This is a genomic window from Cupriavidus oxalaticus, from assembly GCF_038900635.1.
Lineage (GTDB): Bacteria > Pseudomonadota > Gammaproteobacteria > Burkholderiales > Burkholderiaceae > Cupriavidus > Cupriavidus oxalaticus_B.
In genome coordinates, this window is record NZ_JAYMRX010000008.1 from 42,368 (window position 1) to 64,893 (window position 22,526).

Here is a 22,526-nt window from a genome sequence, read left to right on the forward strand (position 1 = left end):
CCGAAGAGGCCGGCGGCCGCGGGGATGCGGTAAAGCCGCAATTGACAGGGCCGCCCGCATTTCCATAGGATTTTGGTCAGTATGCTGAATAAACCATGCTTATCACCGGAACGGACAGGGCAATGACATCTTCGATGGAACCGGATCACCGGGGTAGAGCCCGCGGCCAGGGCGTCGGCGCCCGCGTGGCGCGCAAGGAGGACGCGCGGCACCTGCACGGCAAGGGCCGCTTCGTGGCGGACATCGCCATGCCGGATCTGCAGGAAGTGGCGTTCCTGCGCAGCCCGGTGGCGCACGCCCGGCTGCTGTCGGTGACCAAGCCGTCCCGCCACGCCGGCGCGGTGATCGTGCGTGAAGACATGACGGCGGCCAGCGACATCGTCGCCGACTCCGCCTTTCCGTCCTACCAGCCCTCGGCACAGCCGCCGCTGGCCAGCAGCAAGGTGCGCTTCGTCGGCGAGCCGGTGGCGATGGCGTTCGCACCCACGCGCGCCGAGGCCGAAGACATCGCCGAGCAGATTGCCTTGTCGTTCGACGAACTGCCCGCGCTGGCCGATGTGAAGCAGGCGCGCCAGCTTGCCGGCGAGGTGCGCGTGCACGACCACTGGCGCGACAACACCTTCCTGACGCTCACCGCCGACAAGAACTTCGAGGCGCGTCAGCGCGAGGCCACGGTCGTGGTGCGCCGAGAGATCGACCTCGCGCGGCAGTGCATGGTGCCGATGGAAGGCAAGGCTGTGCTGGCCTACTGGGACCACCAGTTCGACCAGCTGGTGGTCTACAGCGCGACGCAGGTACCGCATATGATCCGCACAATCCTGGCCCACTGCCTGGGGCTGGAGCAGGAGCGCGTGCGGGTGATCTCGCCCGACGTGGGGGGCGCCTTCGGCTACAAGTGCGTGCTGCAGCAGGAAGAACTGTGCATCGCGTGGCTGGCGCTGACCTACAGGCGCCCGTTCCGCTTTATCGAGGACCGGCGCGAGCACCTGACCGCCGGCGCGAACTCGCGCGAGCACCACTACGACCTGACCGCGTATGCCGATGCGCGCGGCCGCCTGCTGGCGCTCGATGCAAAGATCGTGATCGATGGCGGCGCCTATTCGGTGTGGCCGTTCACCATCGGGCTGGAACCGGGGCAGGCGATCGGCAACCTGCCGGGGCCATACACGTTCGACGGCTACCGCTGCGAAACCACTTGCGTGGCGACGAACAAGCCGGGCTTTGTACCCTATCGCGGCGTGGCGCGTACCGGCGTCTGCTTTGCGATGGAGCTGATGATCGACGCCATCGCCCGCGAAGTGGGACGCGAGCCGTGGGAAGTCCGCTGCGAGAACCTCGTGCCGCCCGAGGCCATGCCCTATGTCAACGTCACCAACAAGCATTTCGACGGCGGCGATTACCCGGCCAGCGTACGCAAGGCCATGGAGATGATCGGCCTGCCCGCGATCCGCGCGCGCCAGAAGGCGGGGCCGCAGGGCAGAACCTATGTCGGCGTGGGTTTCGGCACCTACACCGAGCAATCGGCGCACGGCACCTCGGTGTTCGCCGCGTGGGGCACGCCGGTGATCCCGGGTTTCGATTCGGCAACGGTGCGCATCACGCCGGACGGCGGGCTGGAGGTGCGCGTGGGCGTGCATTCGCACGGGCAGGGCATGGAGACCACCTTTGCGCAGATTGCCAACGAGATCCTTGGCATCGATATCGCGCGGATCAAGGTCGTTCATGGCGATACCGGCCTGACGCCGTTCTCGACGGGCACGTATGCGTCGCGCTCGCTGGTGATGTCCGGTGGCGCGGTGTCGCGTGCCTGCAAGGCGCTGCTGCCCCGCCTGCTGAGAATCGGCGCGCATATGCTCGGCCAGCCGCAGGATGCTGCGGTGTTCCGAGATGGCGCCGTCGTGGCCGGGGATGCGGGCATTGCCGATATCGCGCGCATCGCCAACGCCTGGTACATCAACCCGCACCTGTTGCCGCCGGACGTCGACGCGCAGGGGCTGGAAGTCACGATGGGCTTCAAGCCCGCCGTCGATACCGGCAGCTTCACCTACGCCACGCATGCCGTAGCGGTGGAGGTCGATATCGACTCCGGCCACGTCGAGATCCTCGACTACGTAGTGGTGGAGGACTGCGGCACCATGATCAATCCGATGGTGGTGGAAGGGCAGACCTACGGCGGCGTGGCGCAGGGCATCGGCACCGCGATGTTCGAAGCCATGCACTACGACGGCAACGGTCAGCCGCTTGCGTCGACGCTGGCGGACTACATGCTGCCCGGGCCCACCGAGATCCCGTCGATCCGCATCCATCATTTCGAGACGCCGTCGCCGCATACGGAGTTCGGCGCCAAGGGCATGGGCGAGGGCGGGGCGATCGCGCCGCCGGCGGCCATCTTCAATGCCGTCAATGACGCGTTGCGCGATTTCGGCGTCGAGCTGAAGGAGACTCCGCTGACGCCGCGCAAGATCCTGGAAGCGCTGGATGCGGCAGAGGCCGATGCGCATAACCGGAAGGCTGCCTGACCGATGAAAGCCGTTGCATTTTCCTACCACGCGCCTGGCTCGCTGCCGGGGGCGCTGTCCCGCCTGGGCGCGGATACCGATGTATCCAAGGCCATGGGCGGCGGGCAATCGCTCGGGCCGATGCTGAACCTGCGCCTGACCCGGCCCGATACGGTGGTCGATGTGTCGGCGCTGCGCGAATTGGGCGACGTGATCGCAACCGCTGACGGCATCCGCATCGGCGCCTGCGTGACCCACGCGCAGATCGAGGACGGCGTGTTCGAACCGCTGCGCGGCACCCTGCTGCAGGCCGTTGCCGGCGGCATCGCCTACCGGGCGATCCGCAACCGCGGCACGGTTGGCGGCAGCCTTGCGCATGCCGATCCGGCCGCCGACTGGGTGGTGGCGATGACCGCGGTGGGCGCGCATATCGAGATCGCGTCCGCCGCCGGCACGCGCGAAGTGCCGATGGAATCGTTCATGCTCGGCGCCTACACCACGGTACTGGCCGATGGCGAGCTGATCGCGGCAGTGCGGGTGCCGCTGAAGACCGCGCACAGCCGCTGGGGCTACCAGAAGCTGTGCCGAAAGACCGGAGAATTCGCCGAGGCCAGCTGCGCCGCGTACTTCGACGCCAGCCGCCGCTTCGCCCGCATCGTGCTCGGCGCGCTGGACGGCCCGCCCATGGTGCTGCCCGGCCTGACGCGCGCCGTCGCGGCGCAGGGCGCGGCCGCGCTGACGGCCGATGCCGTCGCCGAAGCCGTCGCGCAAGCCGCGCCGGGCAAGGACGCGATCGACCGCAAGCTGTACCGAACCGTCGTGATGCGCTGCGTCACGCAACTGCTGAACTGAGGAGCGCGCCGTGCAGACCATCGAATTCACCGTCAACGGCCGCCGGGTGTCCGGCGCGTGCGCGGACCGGACGCACCTGGGCGACTACCTGCGCGACACGCATCGCCTGACCGGCACCCACCTTGGCTGCGAGCACGGCGTGTGCGGCGCCTGCACCGTGCTGGTGGACGACAAGCCGGTGCGCTCGTGCATCACCTTTGCCGCCGCCTGCCAGGGCGCCGACATCGTCACGGTGGAGGGCTACGAGGACGACGCGGTCATGGCCGATCTGCGCGCGGCCTTCAACCGGCATCACGCGCTACAGTGCGGCTACTGCACACCCGGGATGCTGGCCACCGCGCGCGATATCGTGCTGCGCCTGCCTGATGCCGACGAAGCGACCATCCGCCACGAGCTGTCGGGCAACCTGTGCCGCTGCACCGGCTATATGGGCATTGTCGCCGCGATCCGTTCGGTGCTGGACGCACGCCGCGCGGCCGCCGGCGTGATCGCACGGCACGCCAGCGCGGCCACCGCCACCGTGCCGTTCGAGGGCTTCACGGTCGCGGACGAGGTGCTCGGCTCGCAGCCGCATCTGGCGACGGCGGCCAGTGCCGAGCCGGAACGCTCGGCCGACCGCAAGGGCTGGTCGCGCATCGAAGGCGGCTTCGTCGTGCCCTATGCATTGGACGAGGTATGGGCCTTCATGGCGGACCTGCCGGCCGTGGCGGGCTGCCTGCCCGGCGCGGTGCTGACGGAAGTGGCCGGGGAGAAGGTCCGGGGCCATATCGCCATCAAGTTCGGCCCCATGTCGGCAAGGTTCGAGGGCGCCGCGCGCCTGCAGCGAGATGATGCGAACAAGCGCGGCATGCTGAAGGGTGCGGGACAGGACTCGCTCAGCAATTCCAAGGCGGCGGGCGATATCGCCTACCAGCTCAGGGCCTTGTCCACCGGCGAGACCGAAGTCGCGGTCGACCTGCAGTACTCGCTGCAAGGGCCGCTGGCCCAGTTCTCGCGCTCGGGGCTGGTGCGCGACTTCGTGCGGCGGATGATCGCCGACTTCGGCAGGTCGGTATCGCGCAGGATGGACCCCACGCTCTCCGATGCCGAGCGCAACCAGGCCGTGCGCCTGAACCCGGTGGCATTGTTCTTCGGCGTGCTGTGGGAGCGTCTGAAGCGCCTGTTCGGCGCCCGCTGAACAACGCTGGCCGGGGAGGCAGGGGCGAGGCGAGGGCTCCCTTGCCCGCCTCCCTTGCCCGCCTCCCTTGCCCGCCTTACCCCGGATGCACTACAACCAGTAGTGCGGTGGCAGTGGTCTTGCCGCCATTGGAGATCGCATGTGCGACATCAGCCGCATAGCGCGCGGTCTCGCCGTGCCGCAGCTTCTTCTCGTCGGCGCCGGCGCGCACCGTCATCGACCCGCCCAATACCGTCAGGTGTTCCTGCGTGCCGGCCTCATGCGGCTCGGAGGCGAGCACGCCGCCGGCCTGGATAGTCAGTTCATACCATTCGAAGCGCCCGGCCAGTTCGATCGGGCCGAGGATGCGCAGGTCGCAGCGGGTGTCGGGACTTTTCAGCGACGGGATTGCGTGCTGCTGGACCACCGTGATGCCGCCGCCGGGGCGCTCCGCGGCGCCGCCGGCGAGGAAGTCGGTCAGGCTCACGCCCAGCGCATTGGCCAGCCGCCACAACACTGCGACGGTCGGGTTGGCCAGGTTGCGTTCGATCTGCGACAGCATCGACTTGGATACGCCGGCGCGGCGCGACAGTTCGTCGAGCGACAGCCGCTGCTGCTGGCGCAGTGCCTGCAGCGCCAGGCCGACTGCCGGCGGGCCTTCGGCTTGCGGGGTCTGGGCCGGGGCTTGCGTCATGGATGGATGTTCGTTATATTGCGCAAAATGTTCGATATACAGAACATGTTCGATTTATCGATCGAATCCTAGCACATCCCCAGCACACCACTGCACATCACCGGGAGCCAGCCATGTCGAATGCCGAGGCATTCTACGCATCCATCCGCACCGAACTCGACGCGATCCGCGAGGCCGGGCTGTTCAAGCAGGAGCGCGTGATTGCCACGCCGCAGGGCGCGCGGGTGCGCACCACCGACGGCCGCGAGGTGATCAATTTGTGCGCCAACAACTACCTTGGACTGTCGTCGCACCCGCAAGTGATCGAGGCCGCGCACGAGGCGCTGCGAACGCATGGTTTCGGGCTGAGTTCGGTGCGCTTTATCTGTGGCACGCAGGACCTGCACAAGACGCTGGAGGCGCGGCTGTCGGCGTTCCTGGGCACCGAGGACACCATCCTCTATGGCTCGGCGTTCGATGCCAACGGCGGGCTGTTCGAGACGCTGCTGGGCGCCGAGGACGCGGTCATCAGCGATGCGCTCAACCATGCCTCGATCATCGATGGCATCCGCCTGAGCAAGGCGCGCCGCTACCGCTACCAGCACAACGACCTCGACGACTTGCGCGTGCAGCTGGAACAGGCGCGAGCGGATGGTGCGCGCTTCACGCTGGTGTTTACCGACGGCGCGTTCTCGATGGACGGCACCATCGCGCGGCTGGACGAGATGCGCGCGATCTGCGACGAGTATGGCGCGCTGCTGGGCATCGACGAATGCCACGCCACTGGCTTCCTGGGAGCGCGCGGGCGCGGCACGCATGAGCTGCGCGGCGTGTTCGGCAAGATCGACATCATCACCGGCACGCTGGGCAAGGCGCTGGGCGGCGCGTCCGGCGGCTTCACCAGCGCGCGCCAGGAAGTCGTGGCGCTGCTGCGCCAGCGCTCGCGGCCGTACCTGTTCTCCAATACCGTGGCGCCGGCGATCGTCGGGGCATCGATCGCGGTGCTCGATATCCTGGAAGGCAGCACCGAGCTGCGCGACCGGCTGGAACAGAACACGAAGTTCTTCCGCGCGGGGCTGGACCAGCTGGGCTTCGACGTCAAGGCGGGCGATCACCCCATCATCCCGATCATGGTCTACGACGCGGAGAAGGCGCAGCAGCTCGCGCAGCGGCTGCTGGAGCTGGGCGTGTACGTGGTGGGCTTCTTCTACCCGGTAGTGCCCAAGGGCCAGGCCCGCATCCGCGTGCAGATGAGCGCGCTGCATGACGAGGCCGCGCTGCAGGCGGCGCTGGATGCGTTCGGCCAGGCCGGCAGCGAACTGGGGCTGATCTGATGGCCGACGGCATTCCCAAAATCCTGATCGTCGGCGCCAACGGCCAGATCGGCTCGGAACTGGCGCTGGCGCTGGCCGAGCGCTACGGCCGCACCAGCGTCATCACCTCCGACGTGGTGCCGACCGGGCGGCATGTGCACATCACGCACGAGATGCTCAACGCCACCGACCGCGGCGATCTGTGCACCGTGGTCGAGCGCCATGGCATCACGCAGGTCTACCTGCTGGCGGCGGCGCTGTCGGCTACCGGCGAGAAGGCGCCGCAGTGGGCGTGGAACCTGAACATGACGAGCTTGCTCAACGTGCTGGAGCTGGCGCGGCAGACCGGGCTGGAACGCGTGTTCTGGCCCAGTTCGATCGCGGCGTTCGGTCCGACCACGCCAACCGTGGATACGCCGCAGAAGACCGTGATGGAGCCGACCACCGTCTATGGCATCTCCAAGCAGGCGGGCGAGGGCTGGTGCCGCTGGTACCACGCCAACCACGGCGTGGACGTGCGCAGCGTGCGCTATCCGGGGCTGATCTCGCACAAGACGCCGCCGGGCGGCGGCACCACGGACTATGCGGTAGACATCTTCCATGCGGCGGTGAAGGGCGAGCCCTACACGTGTTTCCTGAAGGAAGATGAGGCCCTGCCGATGATGTACATGCCCGACGCGCTGCGCGCCACCATCGAACTGATGGAGGCACCGGCGGAACGGCTGAGCGAGCGCGGCAGCTACAACATCGCGGGCACCACCTTCACGCCCGCGCAGATCGCCGCGGCGATCCGCAAGCATGTGCCGGACTTCGAGATCCGCTACGAGCCCGACTACCGCCAGGCGATCGCGCAAGGCTGGCCCGATTCGATCGACGATTCGGTGGCGCTCGCGGACTGGGGCTGGAAGGCGCAGTACGGCCTGGAGGAAATGGTCGCGGACATGCTGGCCAACCTGAGGGCGACGCTGGCTGCCTGAGCGCTACGGCACGGCAGCGTCGATCGCGATCCGCACACCTTCGCTGCCGACTGCCAGCGGACCGCTGCGCCCGATCAGGTCGCCCGACTGAGGCATGGCGTTTCCGCTCGCGGAAATGCGCGCTTCCACCACCACCTGCGTGTGTGCCGACAGCTTGCGGTCAGGCCGCATTGCCATCCCATCGTCCAGCGTGAACATCAGCGGCAGGTCGCGCGCCTGCCGGCGCACCACCGCCAGCGGCATGCGCGAGCCGTCGGCTGGCAGGGCGTAGACGAAGAGGGTGTCGCCCGGCTGCGGCGTGTGCCCGGCCTTTTCGCTGAGCGTGACCATGCCGGTAATCTTCGTTGGCTGCGCAGCGGACGTGCCGCGCGCCGCGGCGAGATTGGCAGAAACGCGCGCCGCAGTCTGCGAATCCGGGGGCAGCAGCCGGTGCAGGTGTTCCCAGTAGCCGATCGCCGCCTGCGTGTCGCCGCGTTCCGCCGCCGCGCTGGCCGCAAGTGCCAGGGCCTTGGGGTCATCCGGATCCAGCGCCAGCGCCCGCCTGATCTCAGCCATGGGCCGGCCTTGGAGCGAGCCGTTGTTGAGGCTGGCCAGCACGTCGGCGTAATCGGATCGCAGCGATGCCACCTCGGGCGCCAGCTCGACGGCGCGGGCGTAGGCCGCGGCCGCATCGGCATACCGCTCCAGCACGCTGTAGGAGCGCGCCAGCATGGCCCAGCCTTCGGGATCGGCCGGGGCTTCGCGCAGCCGCTGCGCCAGCTGGTTGACCATGCCTTCGACCTGCGCGCCGCTGAGCTGGTGCTGGCTGCCGCCGGCTTGCGGCATGTCATCGGCGCGCCAGAGCGCGACCGGGTTGCCCAGGTGCAGGTAGAGCAGGATGGCGGCGCTTGGCAACGCTGCCAGCAGCGCCGCGGCCAGCATCGGAGAAGTGCTGGCGCGGTGCGCGCCGGTGGCGGTGTCGGCGGCTTCATCCAGCAGCCGGCGGCCGAGTTCGTCTCGGGCTTCGGCATGCCGGGTTGCGCTCAGCGTCCCGGTGCGCAGGTCGGCGTCGAGTTCGCGCAACTGGTCGCGGTACAGGTCGACCAGCAGCGTGTGCTCCGGCGTGCCAGGGTCAGGCATGGCGTGGCGGCGCAGCAGCGGCCACAGTAGCCCGGCCATGGCGGCGGCGATCAGCGCGGCGGCGAGCAGCCAGAAGGTCGTCATGGTTGTCGGGGGGCGGAGGGATCGGCGGAGTCGTTGAGCAGGCTTTCCAGGTCGCGCCGCGCGCCATCGTCGAGTGCGGCGCCCATGCCGCGATGACGTGCGCGGGACCGCACGATCGCCCATGCGACGCCGGCTACCAACAGCAGCGGACCAAACCACAACAGCCACGTCAGCGGCCGCAGCGGCGGCTTGTACAGCACGAAGTCGCCATAGCGCTGCACCAGGTAGTCCTTGACTGCCTGGTCGCTGGCGCCGCCGCGCAACTGCTCGCGGATCTGGTGGCGCAGGTCGACGGCCAGGTCGGCGTTGGAATCGGCCAGCGTCTGGTTCTGGCACACCAGGCAGCGCAGTTCATTGGACAGCGCATGCACGCGCGCATCGAGCTCGGCCTCGGTCGGCGCGGCAGCCGCCAGCATCGGCAGGCAGCATAGCCACAATGCAAGCGCAGCGCATAGCCTACGCATGACCGCCTCCCGCCTGCAGTCGCTCGATCAGCGGGATCAGCTTCTGCTCCAGCACCTCGCGCGTGACGGGGCCGACCTGGCGGTAGCGCACCACGCCCTGCTGGTCGATGACAAAGGTCTCGGGCACGCCATAGACGCCGTAGTCGATGCCGACGCGCCCGTCGGCGTCGACCAGCGATGCCGTGTACGGATTACCGAGCCGCTGCAGCCAGTCGCGCGCGGCGCCGGCCTCGTCCTTGTAGTTCAGGCCGTAGAGCGGCACCGGCGCGCGCGCGGCGAAGTCGACCAGCACCGGGTGCTCGGTGCGGCAGGCCGCGCACCACGAGGCCCACACGTTCAGCAGCCACACCTTGCCGCGCATGTCAGCGGAAGCCAGCGTGCGGCCTTCCGGCTCCAGCAGTGGCAGCGTGAAGGCCGGCGCGGCCTTGCCGACCAGCGGCGAAGGCAGCTCGCGCGGATCGTGACGCAGCCCCGCCGCCAGCGCGACGGCCAGCGCGAGGAAGGCGGCGAGCGGCAGCAGGAAGCGGGTCATGCCGGCGTCTCCTCGTGCGTGGAGGCAAGCGCGGGGGCCGCGGGCGCATTCGTCGGTGCCGGAGCGGAGTCGGCCGCGACGCGGCGGCGCAGCCGGTAGCGCTTGTCGCACGCGGCCAGCAGGCCGCCCAGCGCCATCAGCACGCAGCCCGCCCAGATCCAGTCGACGAAGGGCTTGACGTGGATGCGCACGGCCCAGGCGCTGCCGTCGACATTCTCGCCCAGCGCCACGTACAGGTCGCGCGTCAGGCCGCTGTCGATCGCGGCCTCGGTGGTCGGCATGTCCTGGCTGCGGTAGATGCGGCGCTCGGGATAAAGCACTGCCACGCGCTTGGCGTCGCGCGATGCGGTCAGCGTGCCGCGCAGCGCGTCGTAATTGGGGCCGGCGGCCTGCCTCACGCCGGCGAAGCGGAAGTCGTAGCCGCCGACACTGACGGTATCGCCCGCGCGCATCGGCAGTTCGCGCAGGCTTTCCTGCCCGGTGACCAGCGTCACGCCCGCGATGAAGAGGCCGACGCCGGCGTGCGCCAGCAGCATGCCCCAGTAGCCGGGCGCGAGCTGGCGCAGTGCGCCAATCCACTGCCCCTGCTGGTGGCGCAGGCGTGCCGCCAGGCTCGCCACCGCGCTCAGCACGCACCAGGCCGCCAGCAGCAGCCCCAGCCCGGTCATGGCGGAGGCATTGCGCAGTACCAGCAGCAGCCCCAGGCCGATGGCCACGCTGGCGATGCCGGCCCAGCGCAGCCGCCGCGCCATGTCGGGCAGGCTGCCATGGCGCCAGCGCGCCAGCGGCGCGGCGCCCATCAGCAGCACCGCGGGTGCCATCAGCGGCACGAACACCTGCTCGAAGTAGGCGGGGCCGACCGAGATCTTGCCCAGCCCCAGCACATCGACCAGCAGCGGGTAGAGCGTGCCGAGCAGCACCGTGGCTGCCGCCACCGCCAGCAGCACGTTGTTGGCCAGCAGCAGCGATTCGCGCGAGATCGCGGCAAACTCGACACGCCGCGACAAGCGCGGCGCGCGCCACGCGTACAGCGCCAGCGCGATGCCGGTGACCAGGCCGAGCAGGGCCAGGATAAAGATGCCGCGCCTGGGATCGACCGCGAACGCGTGCACCGAGGTCAGAACGCCGGAGCGGACCAGGAAGGTGCCGAGCAGGCTCAGCGAGAACGTGAAGATCGCCAGCAGCACGGTCCACGCTCGGAATGCGCCGCGCTTCTCCGTGACGGCCAGCGAATGCATCAGTGCGGTCCCGGCCAGCCACGGCATGAACGAGGCGTTCTCGACCGGATCCCAGAACCACCAGCCGCCCCAGCCCAGTTCGTAATACGCCCACGCGCTGCCCAGCATGATGCCCAGCGTCAGGAAGGCCCACGCCACCGTGGTCCACGGCCGCGACCAGCGCGCCCAGGCGGCATCGACACGCCCGGCCAGCAGCGCCGCCACGGCAAAGGCGAAGGTCACCGAGAAGCCGACATAGCCCATGTAGAGCAGCGGCGGGTGGAATACCATGCCGGGATCCTGCAGCAGCGGATTGAGGTCGCGCCCCGCCATCGCCGGCGGCAGCAGCCGCACGAAGGGGTTGGAGGCAAACAGCAGGAACAGCAGGAAGCCTGCGCTGATCGCGCCCATCACGCCCAGCACGCGCGCCACCGCGGCCAGCGGCAGCTGGCGGCTGAAGCTCGCCACCGCCAGCGACCACAGCGCCAGCATCAGCGTCCACAGCAGCATCGAACCTTCATGCCCACCCCATACCGCCGCAATGCGGTAGGCAAGCGGCAATGCGCTGTTGGCGTTGGCGGCGACATAGCGCACGCTGAAGTCGTTGGCGACGAAGCTCCATGTCAGCGCCGCGAACGACAACGCCACCAGCGCGCATTGCACGCGCGCCGCCGGCCGCGCCACCGCCATCCACCCCAGCCTGCCGTGCGCCGCGCCCGCCAGCGGCACGGCTGTCTGCACCAGCGCGACCAGCAGCGCGACGATCAGCGCGAAGTGCCCCAGTTCGGCGATCATCGGGGTGCTCCCTGCACCGGCGAGCCGGCCATGCGGCGGTTCACCTGTTCAGCCTGCTTCAGCGCATCGGCGGCTTCGGGCGGCATGTAGTTCTCGTCATGCTTGGCCAGCACCTCGCTGGCGATGAAGGTGCCGTCGGCTTCCAGCTTGCCGCGCGCGACCACGCCCTTGCCCTCGCGGAACAGGTCGGGCAGCAGGCCGCGGTAGAGCACCGGGACCTGCCGCGCGGTGTCGGTGACGACGAAGCGCACGGTCATGCCGTCGCCTTCGCGCCGGATCGAGCCGGGTTCGACCAGTCCGCCAAGCCGGAAGCTGCGCGCCACCGGCGCCTCTTGCGCGGCCACCTGGCTCGGGCTGAAGAAGAACACCAGGTTGGAGCGGAATGCATTGAGCACCAGCGCCAGCGCGATGCCGCCGCAGGCCAGGGCCGCGGCGAGCATGCCGAAGCGGCGCTGGCGCGGCGTCATCGGCCCGTGCCGGCCTGCTTCGCGCTGATGCGGCAGCGGCGCGCCAGCAGCACCAGTTCCAGCGCCAGCAGCAGCGCGCTCATGCCGAACGCCCCGGCGATGAAGATGCCATGAACGCCATATGGCTGCACATGCTGCAACAGCGACGACAGGTTCATGATGTTTCTCCGCTGGCTGACGGTGTGGCGCACGGCGCTTCGCCGCGTTCGCGCAGGATGCAGCGCACGCGCACCAGCGCCACGGCGATGGTGTACATCCAGCACGCCAGCGTCATCAGCAGCATGCCGGCCAGCATAGTGGCGGCCATTGACGGTGCCGCAGTCAGGCTGACCGAAGCGCCCTGGTGCAGCGTGTTCCACCACTGCACCGAGAAATAGATCACCGGGATATTGACCACGCCCACCAGCGCCAGCACCGCGCAGGCGCGCTCGGCGCGGCGCGGCTCGTCGATGGCGGATTCCAGCGCGATAAAGCCTAGGTACAGGAACAGCAGGATCAGCTCGGAGGTCAGCCGCGCATCCCAGACCCACCACGTGCCCCATGTCGGCTGGCCCCACAGCGCACCGGTCCACAGCGCCAGCGCGGTGAACAGCGCGCCGGTTGGCGCCAGTGCCGAGGCCATCATCGACGACAGCCGTGTGCGCAGCACCAGCGCCAGCGCGCAGTAGCCGGCCATGACCAGGTAGATGAACATCGACATCCATGCCGCCGGCACGTGGATGAAGATGATGCGGTAGACCTCGCCCTGCTGCGCGTCGGTCGGCGCCACGGCAAAGCCGACATACAAGCCGGCGAGGGCGAACACCGCCGCCGCGGCGAAGAACCACGGCGCCATGCGTCCGGCCAGCGGATAGAAGCGCACCGGCGCGGCATAAGCCATCCAGCGGCCGGCGCTACGTGCGTGCGGCGTCTGGGCGGTGCGCAGCGAGGGCAGGGGCTGGCTCATGCCGGTGTCTCCATGGCGATGCGCAGCCCGGCGGCAGTGGCCAGCGGGCACAGGAACAGCGACAGCGCCAGGCATGCGCCCAGCAGCGAGAACTGCGGCACCACGTCGAGCCCGGCGTCGGCGGCCGCCGCGGCGCTGGCGCCGAACACCAGCACCGGCACGCACAGCGGCAGCACCAGGATACACAGCAGCACCGCGCCGCCGCGCACGCCCAGCGTCAGCGCGGCACCCACCGCGCCGATCAGGCTCAGCGCCGGCGTGCCGACCAGCAGCGAGGCTGACAGCAGCAGCGATGCATTCCACGGCAGGCCGTATTGCTGCGCCAGCACCGGTGTCAGCAGCAACAGCGGCAGGCCGCTGGTCAGCCAGTGCGCAGCGATCTTGGCCAGTACCAGCAGCGCCAGCGGATGCGGCGACAGCAGCAGCTGGTCGAGGCTGCCATCCGCGTGCTCCTGCGCGAACAGCCGCGACAGCGACAGCATCGACGCCAGCAGCGCCGTGACCCACAGGATCCCGGGCGCCAGCGCGCGCAACTGCTGCGGCTCGGGACCGATCGCCAGCGGGAACAGGCTCGCCGCGATGACAAAGAACACCACGCTGCCGAGCAGGCTGCCACGCCGGCGCCAGGACAGCGACACGTCGTGCGCGACGATGGCGGCCAGGGCGCGGGTCATGCCACCGGCTCCAGCCGCAGCACCGAGCCGCCGGCGCGCAGCAACTGGTGGGTGGCGATCACCGCCATGCCGCCGGCCGCCAGGTGCGCGTCGAGTTGCGCATCGAAGCGCGCGCAGGCGTCGGCATCCAGCGCCGCCACCGGTTCGTCGAGCAGCCACAGCGCGCGCCGCGCCAGCGACAAACGCGCCAGCGCCACGCGCCGCCGCTGCCCTTGCGACAGCGCGCGCACCGGCGCGTGCGCGACACGCTCCAGCGCCTGCGCGGCCAAAGCGCTGGCGACCGCGCCGGCCGCGTCGCTGCCGGCCATGCGCGCGGCAAAGCGCAGGTTTTCAGTCGGGCTCAGGTCCGGGTCGATGCCATTGGCATGGCCGACATAGGCCAGCGCCTGCAGGTAGGCCGGATCGCCGGCGCGCACCGGCCGGCCGTGCCAGTGCAGCTCGCCTTCGTCCGGCACGGCGAGGCCGCACAGCACGCGCAGCAGGCTGGTCTTGCCGCTGCCGTTGGCGCCCAGGACTTGCAGCAGGGAGCCGGGAGACAGCGCCAGGTCGATGCCGCGCAGCACCGGTCGGCCGGCGCGCGACAGGCCGAGCCCTTCACCGCTCAGTGCGGGCGCGGCGTCTGGCCGGACGGGCCGGGCGGCGGGTGGCAGCACGCGTCATTTCTCCTCGGCCTTGGATACGTCCGGCAGGTGGTGCGCGATACCCTTGTGGCAGTCGATGCAGGTCTTTTCCTTGTTGGCCAGGTAGGTCGAGTGCATGGCCTGCGCGCGCGGGCTCTGGCGCGTGAAGTCCATCGACTGGTAGTCATGGCAGTTGCGGCATTCCAGCGAATCGTTGGCCTTGAAGCGGGCCCACTCGTGCTGCGCCAGCGTGAGCCGGTGCGCCTGGAACTTCTCGCGCGTGTCGACGGTGCCGAAGACCTTGGCCCAGACCTCCTTGGAAGCCTGCATCTTGCGGGCCATCTTGTCGGTCCAGTTGTGCGGCACGTGGCAGTCCGAGCATTTGGCGCGAACGCCGCTGCGGTTGGTGAAGTGGATGGTGCCCTGCAGTTCCTGGTAGACGTTGTCGCGCATCTCGTGGCAGCCGGTGCAGAACTGCTCGGTGTTGGTCAGTTCCAGCGCGGTGTTGAACGCGCCCCAGAACACCAGGCCGGCAATAAAGCCGCCCAGCGTCAGGAAGCCCAGGCTGAAATGCGCACTGGGCCGGTTGATGGTCCGCCAGTAGCGCTTGAGCAGGTCGAGCATGGCGCGCATCCGCAATGAGGTTGATGTCGTGGCCGTGCGCTGCTATTTGGCCGCTCCCTTGGTGTCGGCCGCTCCTTTGGCGCCGGGCTTGCGCTTGAGCATCTGCTCGACATCGATGAAGGTATTGCCCACCAGCGGCTTGGCGTCTGCCTGCGGCACGTGGCACTGCGTGCAGAAATAGCGGCGTGGCGACACGTCGGCCAGCACGTTGTTGTCGCGGTCCATGTAATGCGTGATGCTGACCGGGATCGCCTGGGTCTCTTCGGTACGGGTGCGCGCGTGGCAGAACATGCAGCGGTTGAAGTCCTTGTCGACCTGGTAGCCGTCGATCTTGTGCGGGATCGTCGGCGGCTGCATGGTGTAGTTGCGGTTGCGGCGGAGGTCCTTGTTCTCGGTCGGGTACAAGATCGGCGCCTTGGTTTCGTTGCCGATGGGCGTGGACCCGCGCATGGTATCCACCAGCCCCTGCTGCTGCTGCTGCTGCTGCTGCTGCTGCTGCTGCGCGCGCGCCGGCGGCGGCAATGCCGCCAGCACTGCCAGCAGCAGCGAGGACAAGGCCAGCAGTGGCATCCAGGATCGACTCGGTTTCATGGCGTCTCCTGTTGTATCGGCCGCGCTAGACCTTGACGATCTTGACCGCGCACTTCTTGAAGTCGGTCTGCAGCGAGATCGGGCAGGTCGCGTCCAGCGTCACCTTGTTGATCAGCTGGCTGGCGTCGAACCACGGCACGAACACCAGCCCGCGCGGCGGCGCGTCGCGCCCGCGGGTTTCCAGGCGCGAGCGCATGCGCCCGCGCCGCGATACCACTTCCACTTCCACGCCGCGGCGCAGGCCCATGGCCTTCGCGTCCTCGGGGTGCATGAACACCACCGCGTTGGGGAAGGCGCGGTACAGCTCGGGCACGCGGCGCGTCATCGAGCCGGAATGCCAGTGCTCCAGCACGCGCCCCGTGACCAGCCAGTACGGATACTCCTTGTCGGGCGATTCGGCTGGCGGCTCGTAGGGCAGGGCGAAGATCACCGCCTTGCCGTCGGGGTTGCCATAGAACTGGTAGCCGGTGCCGGCCTTCACGTAGGGATCGCTGCCTTCGCGGTAGCGCCAGCGGGTTTCCCTGCCGTTGACCACCGGCCAGCGCAGGCCGCGCGCCTCATGGTAGGCGTCGAACGGCGCCAGGTCGTGGCCATGGCCGCGGCCGAAGCTGGCGTATTCCTCGAACAGCCCCTTCTGCACGTAGAAGCCGAAGGCCTTGGCCTCGGCGTTGTTGTACTCGGCGTTGACTTCCTTGAGCGGGAACTTGTCGACCTGCCCGTTGCGGTAGAGCACGTCGAACAGGGTCTTGCCACGGTATTCCGGCTTCTTCGCGATCAGGTCGGCGGGCCAGACGTCCTCCACCTTGAAGCGCTTGGAAAACTCCATCAGCTGCCACAGGTCCGAGCGCGCCTCGCCCGGCGCGTCGACCAGCTGGTGCCAGAATTGCGTGCGGCGCTCGGCATTGCCGTAGGCGCCTTCCTTCTCGACCCACATCGCGCTGGGCAGGATCAGGTCCGCCGCCAGCGCGGTGACTGTGGGGTAGGCTTCCGACACCACGATGAAGTTGGCAGGATTGCGGTAGCCCGGCAAGCCTTCTTCCATCAGGTTGGCCGCCGCCTGCATGTTGTTGTTGACCTGCACCCAGTAAGCATTGAGCTTGCCGTCCTTGAGCATGCGGTTCTGCAGCACGGCGTGGTAGCCCGGCTTGTCGGGAATGGTGCCCGCCGGCAGCTTCCAGATGCGCTCGGCTTCTTCGCGGTGCTTGGGATTGGTCACCACCATGTCCGCCGGCAGCCGGTGCGAGAAGGTGCCCACCTCGCGCGCGGTGCCGCACGCCGACGGCTGCCCGGTCAGCGAGAACGGGCTGTTGCCCGGCGTGGCGATCTTGCCGGTCAGCAGGTGCAGGTTGTAGACCATGTTGTTGGCCCAGCTGCCGCGCGTATGCTGGTTGAAGCCCATGGTCCACAGCGACATCACCTTGATGTTGGGATCGGCATAGAGCTCGGCCAGCTGGTCGAGCTTGGCCTTGGGCACGCCCGACAGCTTGCTGACGGTGTCTGCATCGTACTTGGCCACGAAGCGCGCGAAATCATCGAACGTGATCGGGCGCGAGGCGCCGGGGTCGGCCGCGTTCTTGGCCGCCTTCTGCAGCGGATGCTCCGGGCGCAGCCCATAGCCGATGTTGGTCACGCCCTCCTTGAAGACCGTGTGCTTGTTGACGAAGTCCTTGTTGACCTTGTTGTTCTTGATGATGTAGTGGGCGATGTAGTTCATCATCGCCAGGTCGGTCTGCGGCTTGAAGATGACCGGGATGTCGGCCAGGTCGAAGGAGCGGTGCGTGAAGGTCGACAGCACCGCCACGCGGGTCTTCGGATAGCTCAGGCGCCGGTCGGTGATGCGGGTCCACAGGATGGGATGCATCTCGGCCATGTTCGAGCCCCACAGCACGAAGGCATCTGCGGCCTCGAAATCGTCATAGCAGCCCATCGGCTCGTCCATGCCGAAGGTGCGCATGAAGCCCTGCACCGCGGAGGCCATGCAGTGGCGCGCATTGGGATCGATGTTGTTGGAGCGGAAGCCGGCCTTGTAGAGCTTGGACGCGGCATAGCCTTCCCAGACGGTCCACTGGCCGGAGCCGAACATGCCCACCGCGGTCGGGCCCTTCTCTTTCAGCACGCGCTTGAACTGGTGCTCCATCTCGTCGAAGGCGCGCTCCCACGTGACCGGCGCGAATTCGCCGTTCTTGTCGTACTTGCCGTTCTTCATGCGCAGCAGCGGCCTGGTGAGCCGGTCCTGGCCGTACATGATCTTCGACAGGAAATAGCCCTTGACGCAGTTCAGCCCCTTGTTGACCTCGGCCTGCGGGTCGCCGTTCGTGGCCACGACCTTGTTGTCCCTGACCGCCACCGTGACCCCGCAGCCGGTGCCGCAGAAGCGGCACGGCGCCTTGGACCATTTCAGCCTGGTCATGTCGCTGTCGGTGACAAAATTCGCGGCCCCCGCGGGCAGCGTGACGCCGGCCACCGATGCCGTCGCGGCGACGGCGGTCTGCTTGATGAAATCGCGGCGGGAGATGTTCATCTTGCGCCCTCCTCGTAGATGGTCTCGCTCATGGCTTCGGCGTCTTCGTTGTGCTGGTAGACAAGCGCGGCCGACAGCACGCCGGGGAGCTGGTGGAGGTAGGTGAGGTGCGCGGCAATGGCGCGCGAAGTGGGCGCTTCGATGGTGACCACGAGCTTGCCCGCATCGCTGGCGGCGTGGACCTCTGCGCCGGTGAGGGACTCGATGGCGCTGCGCACCTGCGCCACGCTGGCCGGATGCGCGTGCACGACGATGCCGGCAATATGCCACTCGTCACTGGCTGGCAGCGGCTGGATGGGGATTGCACATCTGGCTGCGGGCATGCGGAACCTCCGGTTCAATGCCGTTTCAGTCTGTGCTGCAGCTTGTTTTTATCTTGCAACATCGCGCCAATGGCGCGCCGCGCGTTCAGTGCGTTGGGGGGCCGCTGACCAGCTGGGTCATCCAGACAATGAACCCATAGCCTGCCACGATGATGACGGAAAGCACCGGCACCATCACGGCGGTCAGGAACAGGAAGCTGCGCAGTTCTTCCTTCTTGCGCTGCGGATCTTGGACTTCCCCGGTTTCCATCATGGCTCGACGTAATCGGTGAACATGGTCAGGGGCAAGGCACCTGATGCGTAACACCATTAAAGGAAGCTAGGCCGAAGGTGTCAAGACTGCACTCGTGCGGCGTTCTGGCGGCTTATGCATGTCCTGTGCAATGTCTGTGCAGTTCGCGGCGTATTGCTGGGTCGTCGCCCCGGGGAGGCCTACAGGCCAAGGCCATCCGCGCTTCCGATACCCGGCTCGATCGAACGCGATAGAACGGGCGGCCGCGCCGCCCGTGTGGCGCGCCTACTGGTAAGTCACCACCATCATCAAGCCATCCGGCTTGCCGCGTTGCGCGCCAGGCTGGCTGCGGAACACGGGTTCCATGTGCAACTTCGCCGTCGCGACATGCGCACGCGCGCCGGCCCGCACCGGCCGCGCAGGCACTGGCGCCGCGACCGTCCGCCCCGAAGCGTCGACGCAGCGCGCCTGCACATGTGCCGCTGTTGGCGTGAAGGCACACGACGGATTCGCGATGGCGCCGCGAAACGTTATCGTGCCGGTCTGTGCCGCCGCGACGCCGCCCAGCGCCAGCGCCAGGACTCCACCCGCTATCAGTTGCCCGGTGATGCTGGGAACTTTCCCGCTTCGATTTATGGATCTCATGTCATCACTCCGCTGTCGGTGTAGTGCGATGCAAGCCCCCGGGCGATGCGGTGCTGCCACTGCACGGCCGGAAGGGACAGTGCATGCGCTATCTGATGTTAGTGGCCGCAATAGCAATTTCTTGAGATTTGGAACAATGCTGTGACCATTGTTCCGTCGAGCGGGGCGCAGGGCGCGACGGCGCCCTGCGTGGATTCAGCCGGCCTCGGTGTCTTACCGCACGATCAGGCGCGAGCGGGCGAAACCGGCATGCGTGCGCAGCGCCTGCATCAGTTGCTCGGACGGCACGCGGTCGAGATCGGTCACCACATAGCCGGTGGTGCCGCGTGTCTGCAGGTGCTGGCCGGTGATGTTGACCCCCTCCTGCGCCAGCAGCGTATTGAGCGCGGCCAGCGCACCCGGCGCGTTGCCGTGCACGTTGAGCAGTCGCGCCGGTGCCTGCAGCGGCCCCGGATCGACCTCGGGGAAGTTCACCGCACCGATGGTGCCGCCGGTCGCCAGGAAGTGCGCCAGCTTGGCTGCGACCTCGGCGCCGATATTTTCCTGCGCCTCTTCGGTGCTGCCGCCGACGTGCGGAGTCAGCAGCACGTTGGGCAGGTTCTGCAGTTCGCTGACGAACGGATCGTTGTTGGTCTTGGGCTCTTGCGGGAACACGTCGATGGCGGCGCCGCCCAGGCGTTTCTCGCGCAGCGCCGCGGCCAGCGCGGCAATGTCGACCACGCTGCCGCGCGAGGCATTGATCAGGATCGCGCCGGGCTTGAACGCCGCCAGCACGCTCGCATCGATCATGTTCTTGGTGCGCGGCGTGGCCGGGACATGCAGAGTCACCACCTCGGCCTGCGACACCGCTTCTTCAAGCGAGCCCGCGGCACGCGCGGAGCCGTGCGACAGCCGCGCCAGCACGTCGTAGTAAACCACGCGCATGCCCATCGACTCGGCCAGCACGCCGACCTGCGAGCCGATATTGCCGTAGCCGACGATGGCGATGGTCTTGCCGCGCGCCTCGAAGGCGCCGCTGGCGCCCTTGGCCCACTTGCCGGCATGCGCCAGCGTGTTTTTCTCCGGGATCCGGCGCAGCAGCATCACCGCTTCGGACACGACCAGCTCGGCCACCGAGCGCGTGTTGGAAAAGGGCGCGTTGAATACCGGGATGCCCGCGTGCGTGGCGGCTTCCAGGTCGACCTGCGAGGTGCCGATGCAGAAGCACCCGATCGACAGCAGGTCCGGGGCGCTGCGGATATCGTCGCCGCGCAGGTGCGTGGCCGAGCGGATGCCGACCACGTCATGGCTGGCCAGTACCTCGCGCAATTCAGGACCGGCCAGTGCGCCGGTACGGCGCTCGACCTGCAGGCCGGCTTCAGCCAGCCGTGCGGTGGCGCTTTGATGGATGTTCTCGAGCAGGATCGCAGTGGTCACGTTCGTCTTCCGCCTGGAGGGATGGGTATACCCTCTATTCTGCGCGCAAAACGGCACCGGACCCGGGGAGTCCCTGCTGCCGGCAATGACACCGGCAATGACGCCGGCGTTGTCACCGGCACGCCTGGGGCAACGCGCCCGTGCGTTGCCCCGTGCCGGCTCAGCGCGAGCGGCGCGAGTCGCCGCCGAGCGGGTCGACGATGATCATGGTCTGGCGCAGTACGCCGCCGTCATCGAAGTAGGCGCTGAAATGCGCGGACTGCAGGCCGTCCTTGTACATCCGCCACGACCACGCTTCGCGCTTCATCAGGGGATAGTACTGGATGGGTTCGCGGGGCAGGCCGAAATGCTCCTGCACGTCCTTCTTGGTCCAGACATTGACCTGGGCGCGGTAGACCTCCGTTTCGGTCAGCATCTGGCGGTAGCTGGTGAGCCTGCCGCCGGCATCGAAATCGGCGGCGTAGACCTCGTGGCCGAAGGGTTGGCGCGACCACAGCCAGCGGGTGGTGCCGTCGGCCAGGCGGAAGGTCTCGGTGGGTGGCCCGAAAGTCTGGCGCACGGTACTTTCCGGGCTGCCGATCAGCTTCTGGCCGGTCTGTACGGGCTGCAGCGTGGTGCAGCCTCCGAGCGTGCCGGCCAGCCATGCGGCCGCGCACAGGCGGCCGGCCAGCCGAAGTTGCATGCGAAGCTGCATGGCGTTCTCCTGCGGGCGTCATGCCCGCATCCGCCATTCTCCGACCAGTGCGACGGCAGGCGCAAGGTATCCGGCGTGCCGTGACGCCGGGCGCCGCCGGGACGATCAGCAGCGGCCCTTCTTGGCCTGCCCCGGCGGGCAGAAGGACTCATTGCCGTACGCGTCGACGCGGCAATTGCCCTTCTTGGCCTGGCCCGGCGGGCAGCCGGGACCGCCGCCGCCATAGGTGTCATACGGTGCGACCACGCAGCCGCCGAGCAGGACGGTACAGGCAGCGAGCAAGGCGAGGACTGGTTTCATTGATTTTTCCTTATTGTGGGGATCCGGATGCGCCCGAGGATAATGCTTCGGCCTGTCGTCAATTGTAAGGAATCGTGAGCACGCAAGCCGCGCGCGGGCGCCGGAGAGGATGCTGCGCAGGCGTGCGGGGATATCCCCGCACACGGCGCTACGGCAGGTGCCGGCCGGGCGGCAGGGCCGCCGGCGCGCCGTTGGGCCGCGCGGCCTGGCTCGCCGAGCCTTGCCGGCGCGCCATGCCAGCCCTGGCCTGCCCGGAACCGCGAGGCGCAGCCAGCCGGCGGTCGCCGTCGATGCGCTCCGCCGGCGCGGAGAATGCCCCGATCCTGACGGGCTCCCCCATGCCGCCGGTGACGTGCTGCGCCTGGGCGATGCCGGAGGCCGCGGCCAGCAGCGCGGCGGTAACAAGGGAAAGGGCGGGGAAGCGAGGCATGGAAGGTTCCGGTCGTCGGTGCCGTACGGCGCGCAAGCGATGTGTCGCGGCTTCGTGCAGGCGGCGGGAGCATAGCCGAGCTCCCGGGGGCATGTGTGTAATCGATTGTTATCCGGCGGCCATCAGGCTCCTCTCATTCGGAGTTGTTTCGAGCGAGGGCGAATTACTCCGGCACTGACTTGACCGGCAACGACCAGTCTTTGTTATCAGTCATCCTATAACATTATGGCAAATCGCCAAATGAAGGTCCTGGCCAAGGCTAAGGGATAACGCTGACCGTCCTTGCGGCGAATATCGGCAAGGCATTGCGCGCTAAGGCGCTTGCGCCAGGTTTGCCCCGGGTAATCCCCAGCACAATCTTTG

25 protein-coding genes are annotated in these 22,526 nt (G+C 68.3%); 5 read left to right on the forward strand and 20 right to left on the reverse strand.

What is annotated here, in order from left to right; translation table 11 throughout:
* Positions 1-134: 134 nt before the first annotated feature.
* The 3 genes from VSR71_RS15050 to VSR71_RS15060 are packed head-to-tail and all read left to right on the forward strand — an operon-like array spanning position 135 to position 4,527.
* On the forward strand, positions 135-2,519 hold the full coding sequence (locus VSR71_RS15050) for a xanthine dehydrogenase family protein molybdopterin-binding subunit (RefSeq protein ID WP_428979414.1): 2,385 nt from the start codon (positions 135-137) through the stop codon (positions 2,517-2,519).
* A gap of 3 nt (positions 2,520-2,522) precedes the next feature.
* Positions 2,523-3,350, forward strand: coding sequence for an FAD binding domain-containing protein (locus VSR71_RS15055; RefSeq protein WP_342914658.1), 828 nt, complete (start codon positions 2,523-2,525; stop codon positions 3,348-3,350).
* Between the two features lie 10 nt (positions 3,351-3,360).
* Positions 3,361-4,527, forward strand: coding sequence for a xanthine dehydrogenase family Fe-S subunit (locus tag VSR71_RS15060; RefSeq protein ID WP_342914659.1), 1,167 nt, complete (start codon positions 3,361-3,363; stop codon positions 4,525-4,527).
* A gap of 76 nt (positions 4,528-4,603) precedes the next feature.
* Here VSR71_RS15060 and VSR71_RS15065 read toward each other — a convergent pair whose 3' ends face one another.
* Positions 4,604-5,200: an XRE family transcriptional regulator gene (locus VSR71_RS15065; protein ID WP_342914660.1), complete on the reverse strand. Its 597-nt coding sequence runs from the start codon at positions 5,198-5,200 to the stop codon at positions 4,604-4,606.
* 113 nt (positions 5,201-5,313) lie between these two features.
* Here VSR71_RS15065 and kbl point away from each other — a divergent pair, with 113 nt between their 5' ends.
* Together kbl and VSR71_RS15075 are read left to right on the forward strand one after the other, a co-directional pair.
* Positions 5,314-6,513, forward strand: coding sequence for a glycine C-acetyltransferase (gene kbl, locus VSR71_RS15070; protein ID WP_342914661.1), 1,200 nt, complete (start codon positions 5,314-5,316; stop codon positions 6,511-6,513).
* The gene (locus VSR71_RS15075) at positions 6,513-7,469 is read left to right on the forward strand and encodes an L-threonine 3-dehydrogenase (protein WP_342914662.1); all 957 of its coding nucleotides are present in this window, start codon (positions 6,513-6,515) and stop codon (positions 7,467-7,469) included. Before kbl ends, VSR71_RS15075 begins: the two co-directional genes overlap by 1 nt.
* A 3-nt stretch (positions 7,470-7,472) precedes the next feature.
* Here VSR71_RS15075 and ccmI read toward each other — a convergent pair whose 3' ends face one another.
* From ccmI to VSR71_RS15170, 19 genes are all read right to left on the reverse strand, one after another.
* The gene (gene ccmI, locus VSR71_RS15080; RefSeq protein WP_342914663.1) at positions 7,473-8,672 is read right to left on the reverse strand and encodes a c-type cytochrome biogenesis protein CcmI; all 1,200 of its coding nucleotides are present in this window, start codon (positions 8,670-8,672) and stop codon (positions 7,473-7,475) included.
* On the reverse strand, positions 8,669-9,136 hold the full coding sequence (locus VSR71_RS15085; RefSeq protein WP_342914664.1) for a cytochrome c-type biogenesis protein: 468 nt from the start codon (positions 9,134-9,136) through the stop codon (positions 8,669-8,671). Before VSR71_RS15085 ends, ccmI begins: the two co-directional genes overlap by 4 nt.
* Positions 9,129-9,668, reverse strand: coding sequence for a DsbE family thiol:disulfide interchange protein (locus VSR71_RS15090; RefSeq protein ID WP_342914665.1), 540 nt, complete (start codon positions 9,666-9,668; stop codon positions 9,129-9,131). Before VSR71_RS15090 ends, VSR71_RS15085 begins: the two co-directional genes overlap by 8 nt.
* Positions 9,665-11,680, reverse strand: a complete 2,016-nt coding sequence (locus VSR71_RS15095) for a heme lyase CcmF/NrfE family subunit (protein ID WP_342914666.1) — start codon at positions 11,678-11,680, stop codon at positions 9,665-9,667. Before VSR71_RS15095 ends, VSR71_RS15090 begins: the two co-directional genes overlap by 4 nt.
* Positions 11,677-12,147 (reverse strand): cytochrome c maturation protein CcmE, encoded by a 471-nt coding sequence (gene ccmE, locus VSR71_RS15100; RefSeq protein ID WP_342914667.1) that lies wholly within the window; start codon positions 12,145-12,147, stop codon positions 11,677-11,679. Before ccmE ends, VSR71_RS15095 begins: the two co-directional genes overlap by 4 nt.
* Positions 12,144-12,305: a hypothetical protein gene (locus VSR71_RS15105; protein WP_342914668.1), complete on the reverse strand. Its 162-nt coding sequence runs from the start codon at positions 12,303-12,305 to the stop codon at positions 12,144-12,146. Before VSR71_RS15105 ends, ccmE begins: the two co-directional genes overlap by 4 nt.
* Positions 12,302-13,093: a heme ABC transporter permease gene (locus VSR71_RS15110; RefSeq protein ID WP_342914669.1), complete on the reverse strand. Its 792-nt coding sequence runs from the start codon at positions 13,091-13,093 to the stop codon at positions 12,302-12,304. The genes VSR71_RS15105 and VSR71_RS15110 overlap by 4 nt, the downstream gene beginning before the upstream one ends.
* Complete coding sequence (ccmB, locus tag VSR71_RS15115; RefSeq protein ID WP_342914670.1) at positions 13,090-13,767, reverse strand: heme exporter protein CcmB; 678 nt, start codon at positions 13,765-13,767, stop codon at positions 13,090-13,092. The genes VSR71_RS15110 and ccmB overlap by 4 nt, the downstream gene beginning before the upstream one ends.
* Positions 13,764-14,417, reverse strand: a complete 654-nt coding sequence (ccmA, locus tag VSR71_RS15120; RefSeq protein WP_428979415.1) for a cytochrome c biogenesis heme-transporting ATPase CcmA — start codon at positions 14,415-14,417, stop codon at positions 13,764-13,766. The genes ccmB and ccmA overlap by 4 nt, the downstream gene beginning before the upstream one ends.
* 6 nt (positions 14,418-14,423) lie before the next feature.
* Entirely contained in the window at positions 14,424-15,011 is a 588-nt protein-coding gene (locus VSR71_RS15125; protein ID WP_342914671.1) for a cytochrome c3 family protein, read from the reverse strand.
* Between the two features lie 42 nt (positions 15,012-15,053).
* Positions 15,054-15,602 (reverse strand): nitrate reductase cytochrome c-type subunit, encoded by a 549-nt coding sequence (locus VSR71_RS15130; protein ID WP_342914672.1) that lies wholly within the window; start codon positions 15,600-15,602, stop codon positions 15,054-15,056.
* 25 nt (positions 15,603-15,627) lie between these two features.
* Positions 15,628-18,123: a periplasmic nitrate reductase subunit alpha gene (napA, locus tag VSR71_RS15135; RefSeq protein ID WP_342914673.1), complete on the reverse strand. Its 2,496-nt coding sequence runs from the start codon at positions 18,121-18,123 to the stop codon at positions 15,628-15,630.
* Positions 18,120-18,446: a chaperone NapD gene (locus VSR71_RS15140; protein WP_084254812.1), complete on the reverse strand. Its 327-nt coding sequence runs from the start codon at positions 18,444-18,446 to the stop codon at positions 18,120-18,122. Before VSR71_RS15140 ends, napA begins: the two co-directional genes overlap by 4 nt.
* A gap of 85 nt (positions 18,447-18,531) precedes the next feature.
* On the reverse strand, positions 18,532-18,696 hold the full coding sequence (napE, locus tag VSR71_RS15145) for a periplasmic nitrate reductase, NapE protein (RefSeq protein ID WP_342914854.1): 165 nt from the start codon (positions 18,694-18,696) through the stop codon (positions 18,532-18,534).
* Positions 18,697-18,963: 267 nt separating this feature from the next.
* Positions 18,964-19,323, reverse strand: coding sequence for a hypothetical protein (locus tag VSR71_RS15150; protein WP_342914674.1), 360 nt, complete (start codon positions 19,321-19,323; stop codon positions 18,964-18,966).
* Positions 19,324-19,536: 213 nt separating this feature from the next.
* Entirely contained in the window at positions 19,537-20,739 is a 1,203-nt protein-coding gene (serA, locus tag VSR71_RS15155; RefSeq protein ID WP_428979407.1) for a phosphoglycerate dehydrogenase, read from the reverse strand.
* Positions 20,740-20,899: 160 nt separating this feature from the next.
* Positions 20,900-21,433: a hypothetical protein gene (locus tag VSR71_RS15160; RefSeq protein WP_428979408.1), complete on the reverse strand. Its 534-nt coding sequence runs from the start codon at positions 21,431-21,433 to the stop codon at positions 20,900-20,902.
* A 105-nt stretch (positions 21,434-21,538) separates the two neighbouring features.
* Positions 21,539-21,733, reverse strand: a complete 195-nt coding sequence (locus tag VSR71_RS15165) for a hypothetical protein (protein WP_342914676.1) — start codon at positions 21,731-21,733, stop codon at positions 21,539-21,541.
* A 148-nt stretch (positions 21,734-21,881) separates the two neighbouring features.
* Positions 21,882-22,163 carry a hypothetical protein gene (locus VSR71_RS15170; RefSeq protein WP_342914677.1) on the reverse strand — a complete coding sequence of 94 codons (282 nt, stop codon included), beginning with the start codon at positions 22,161-22,163 and terminating at the stop codon, positions 21,882-21,884.
* Positions 22,164-22,526: the final 363 nt, after the last annotated feature.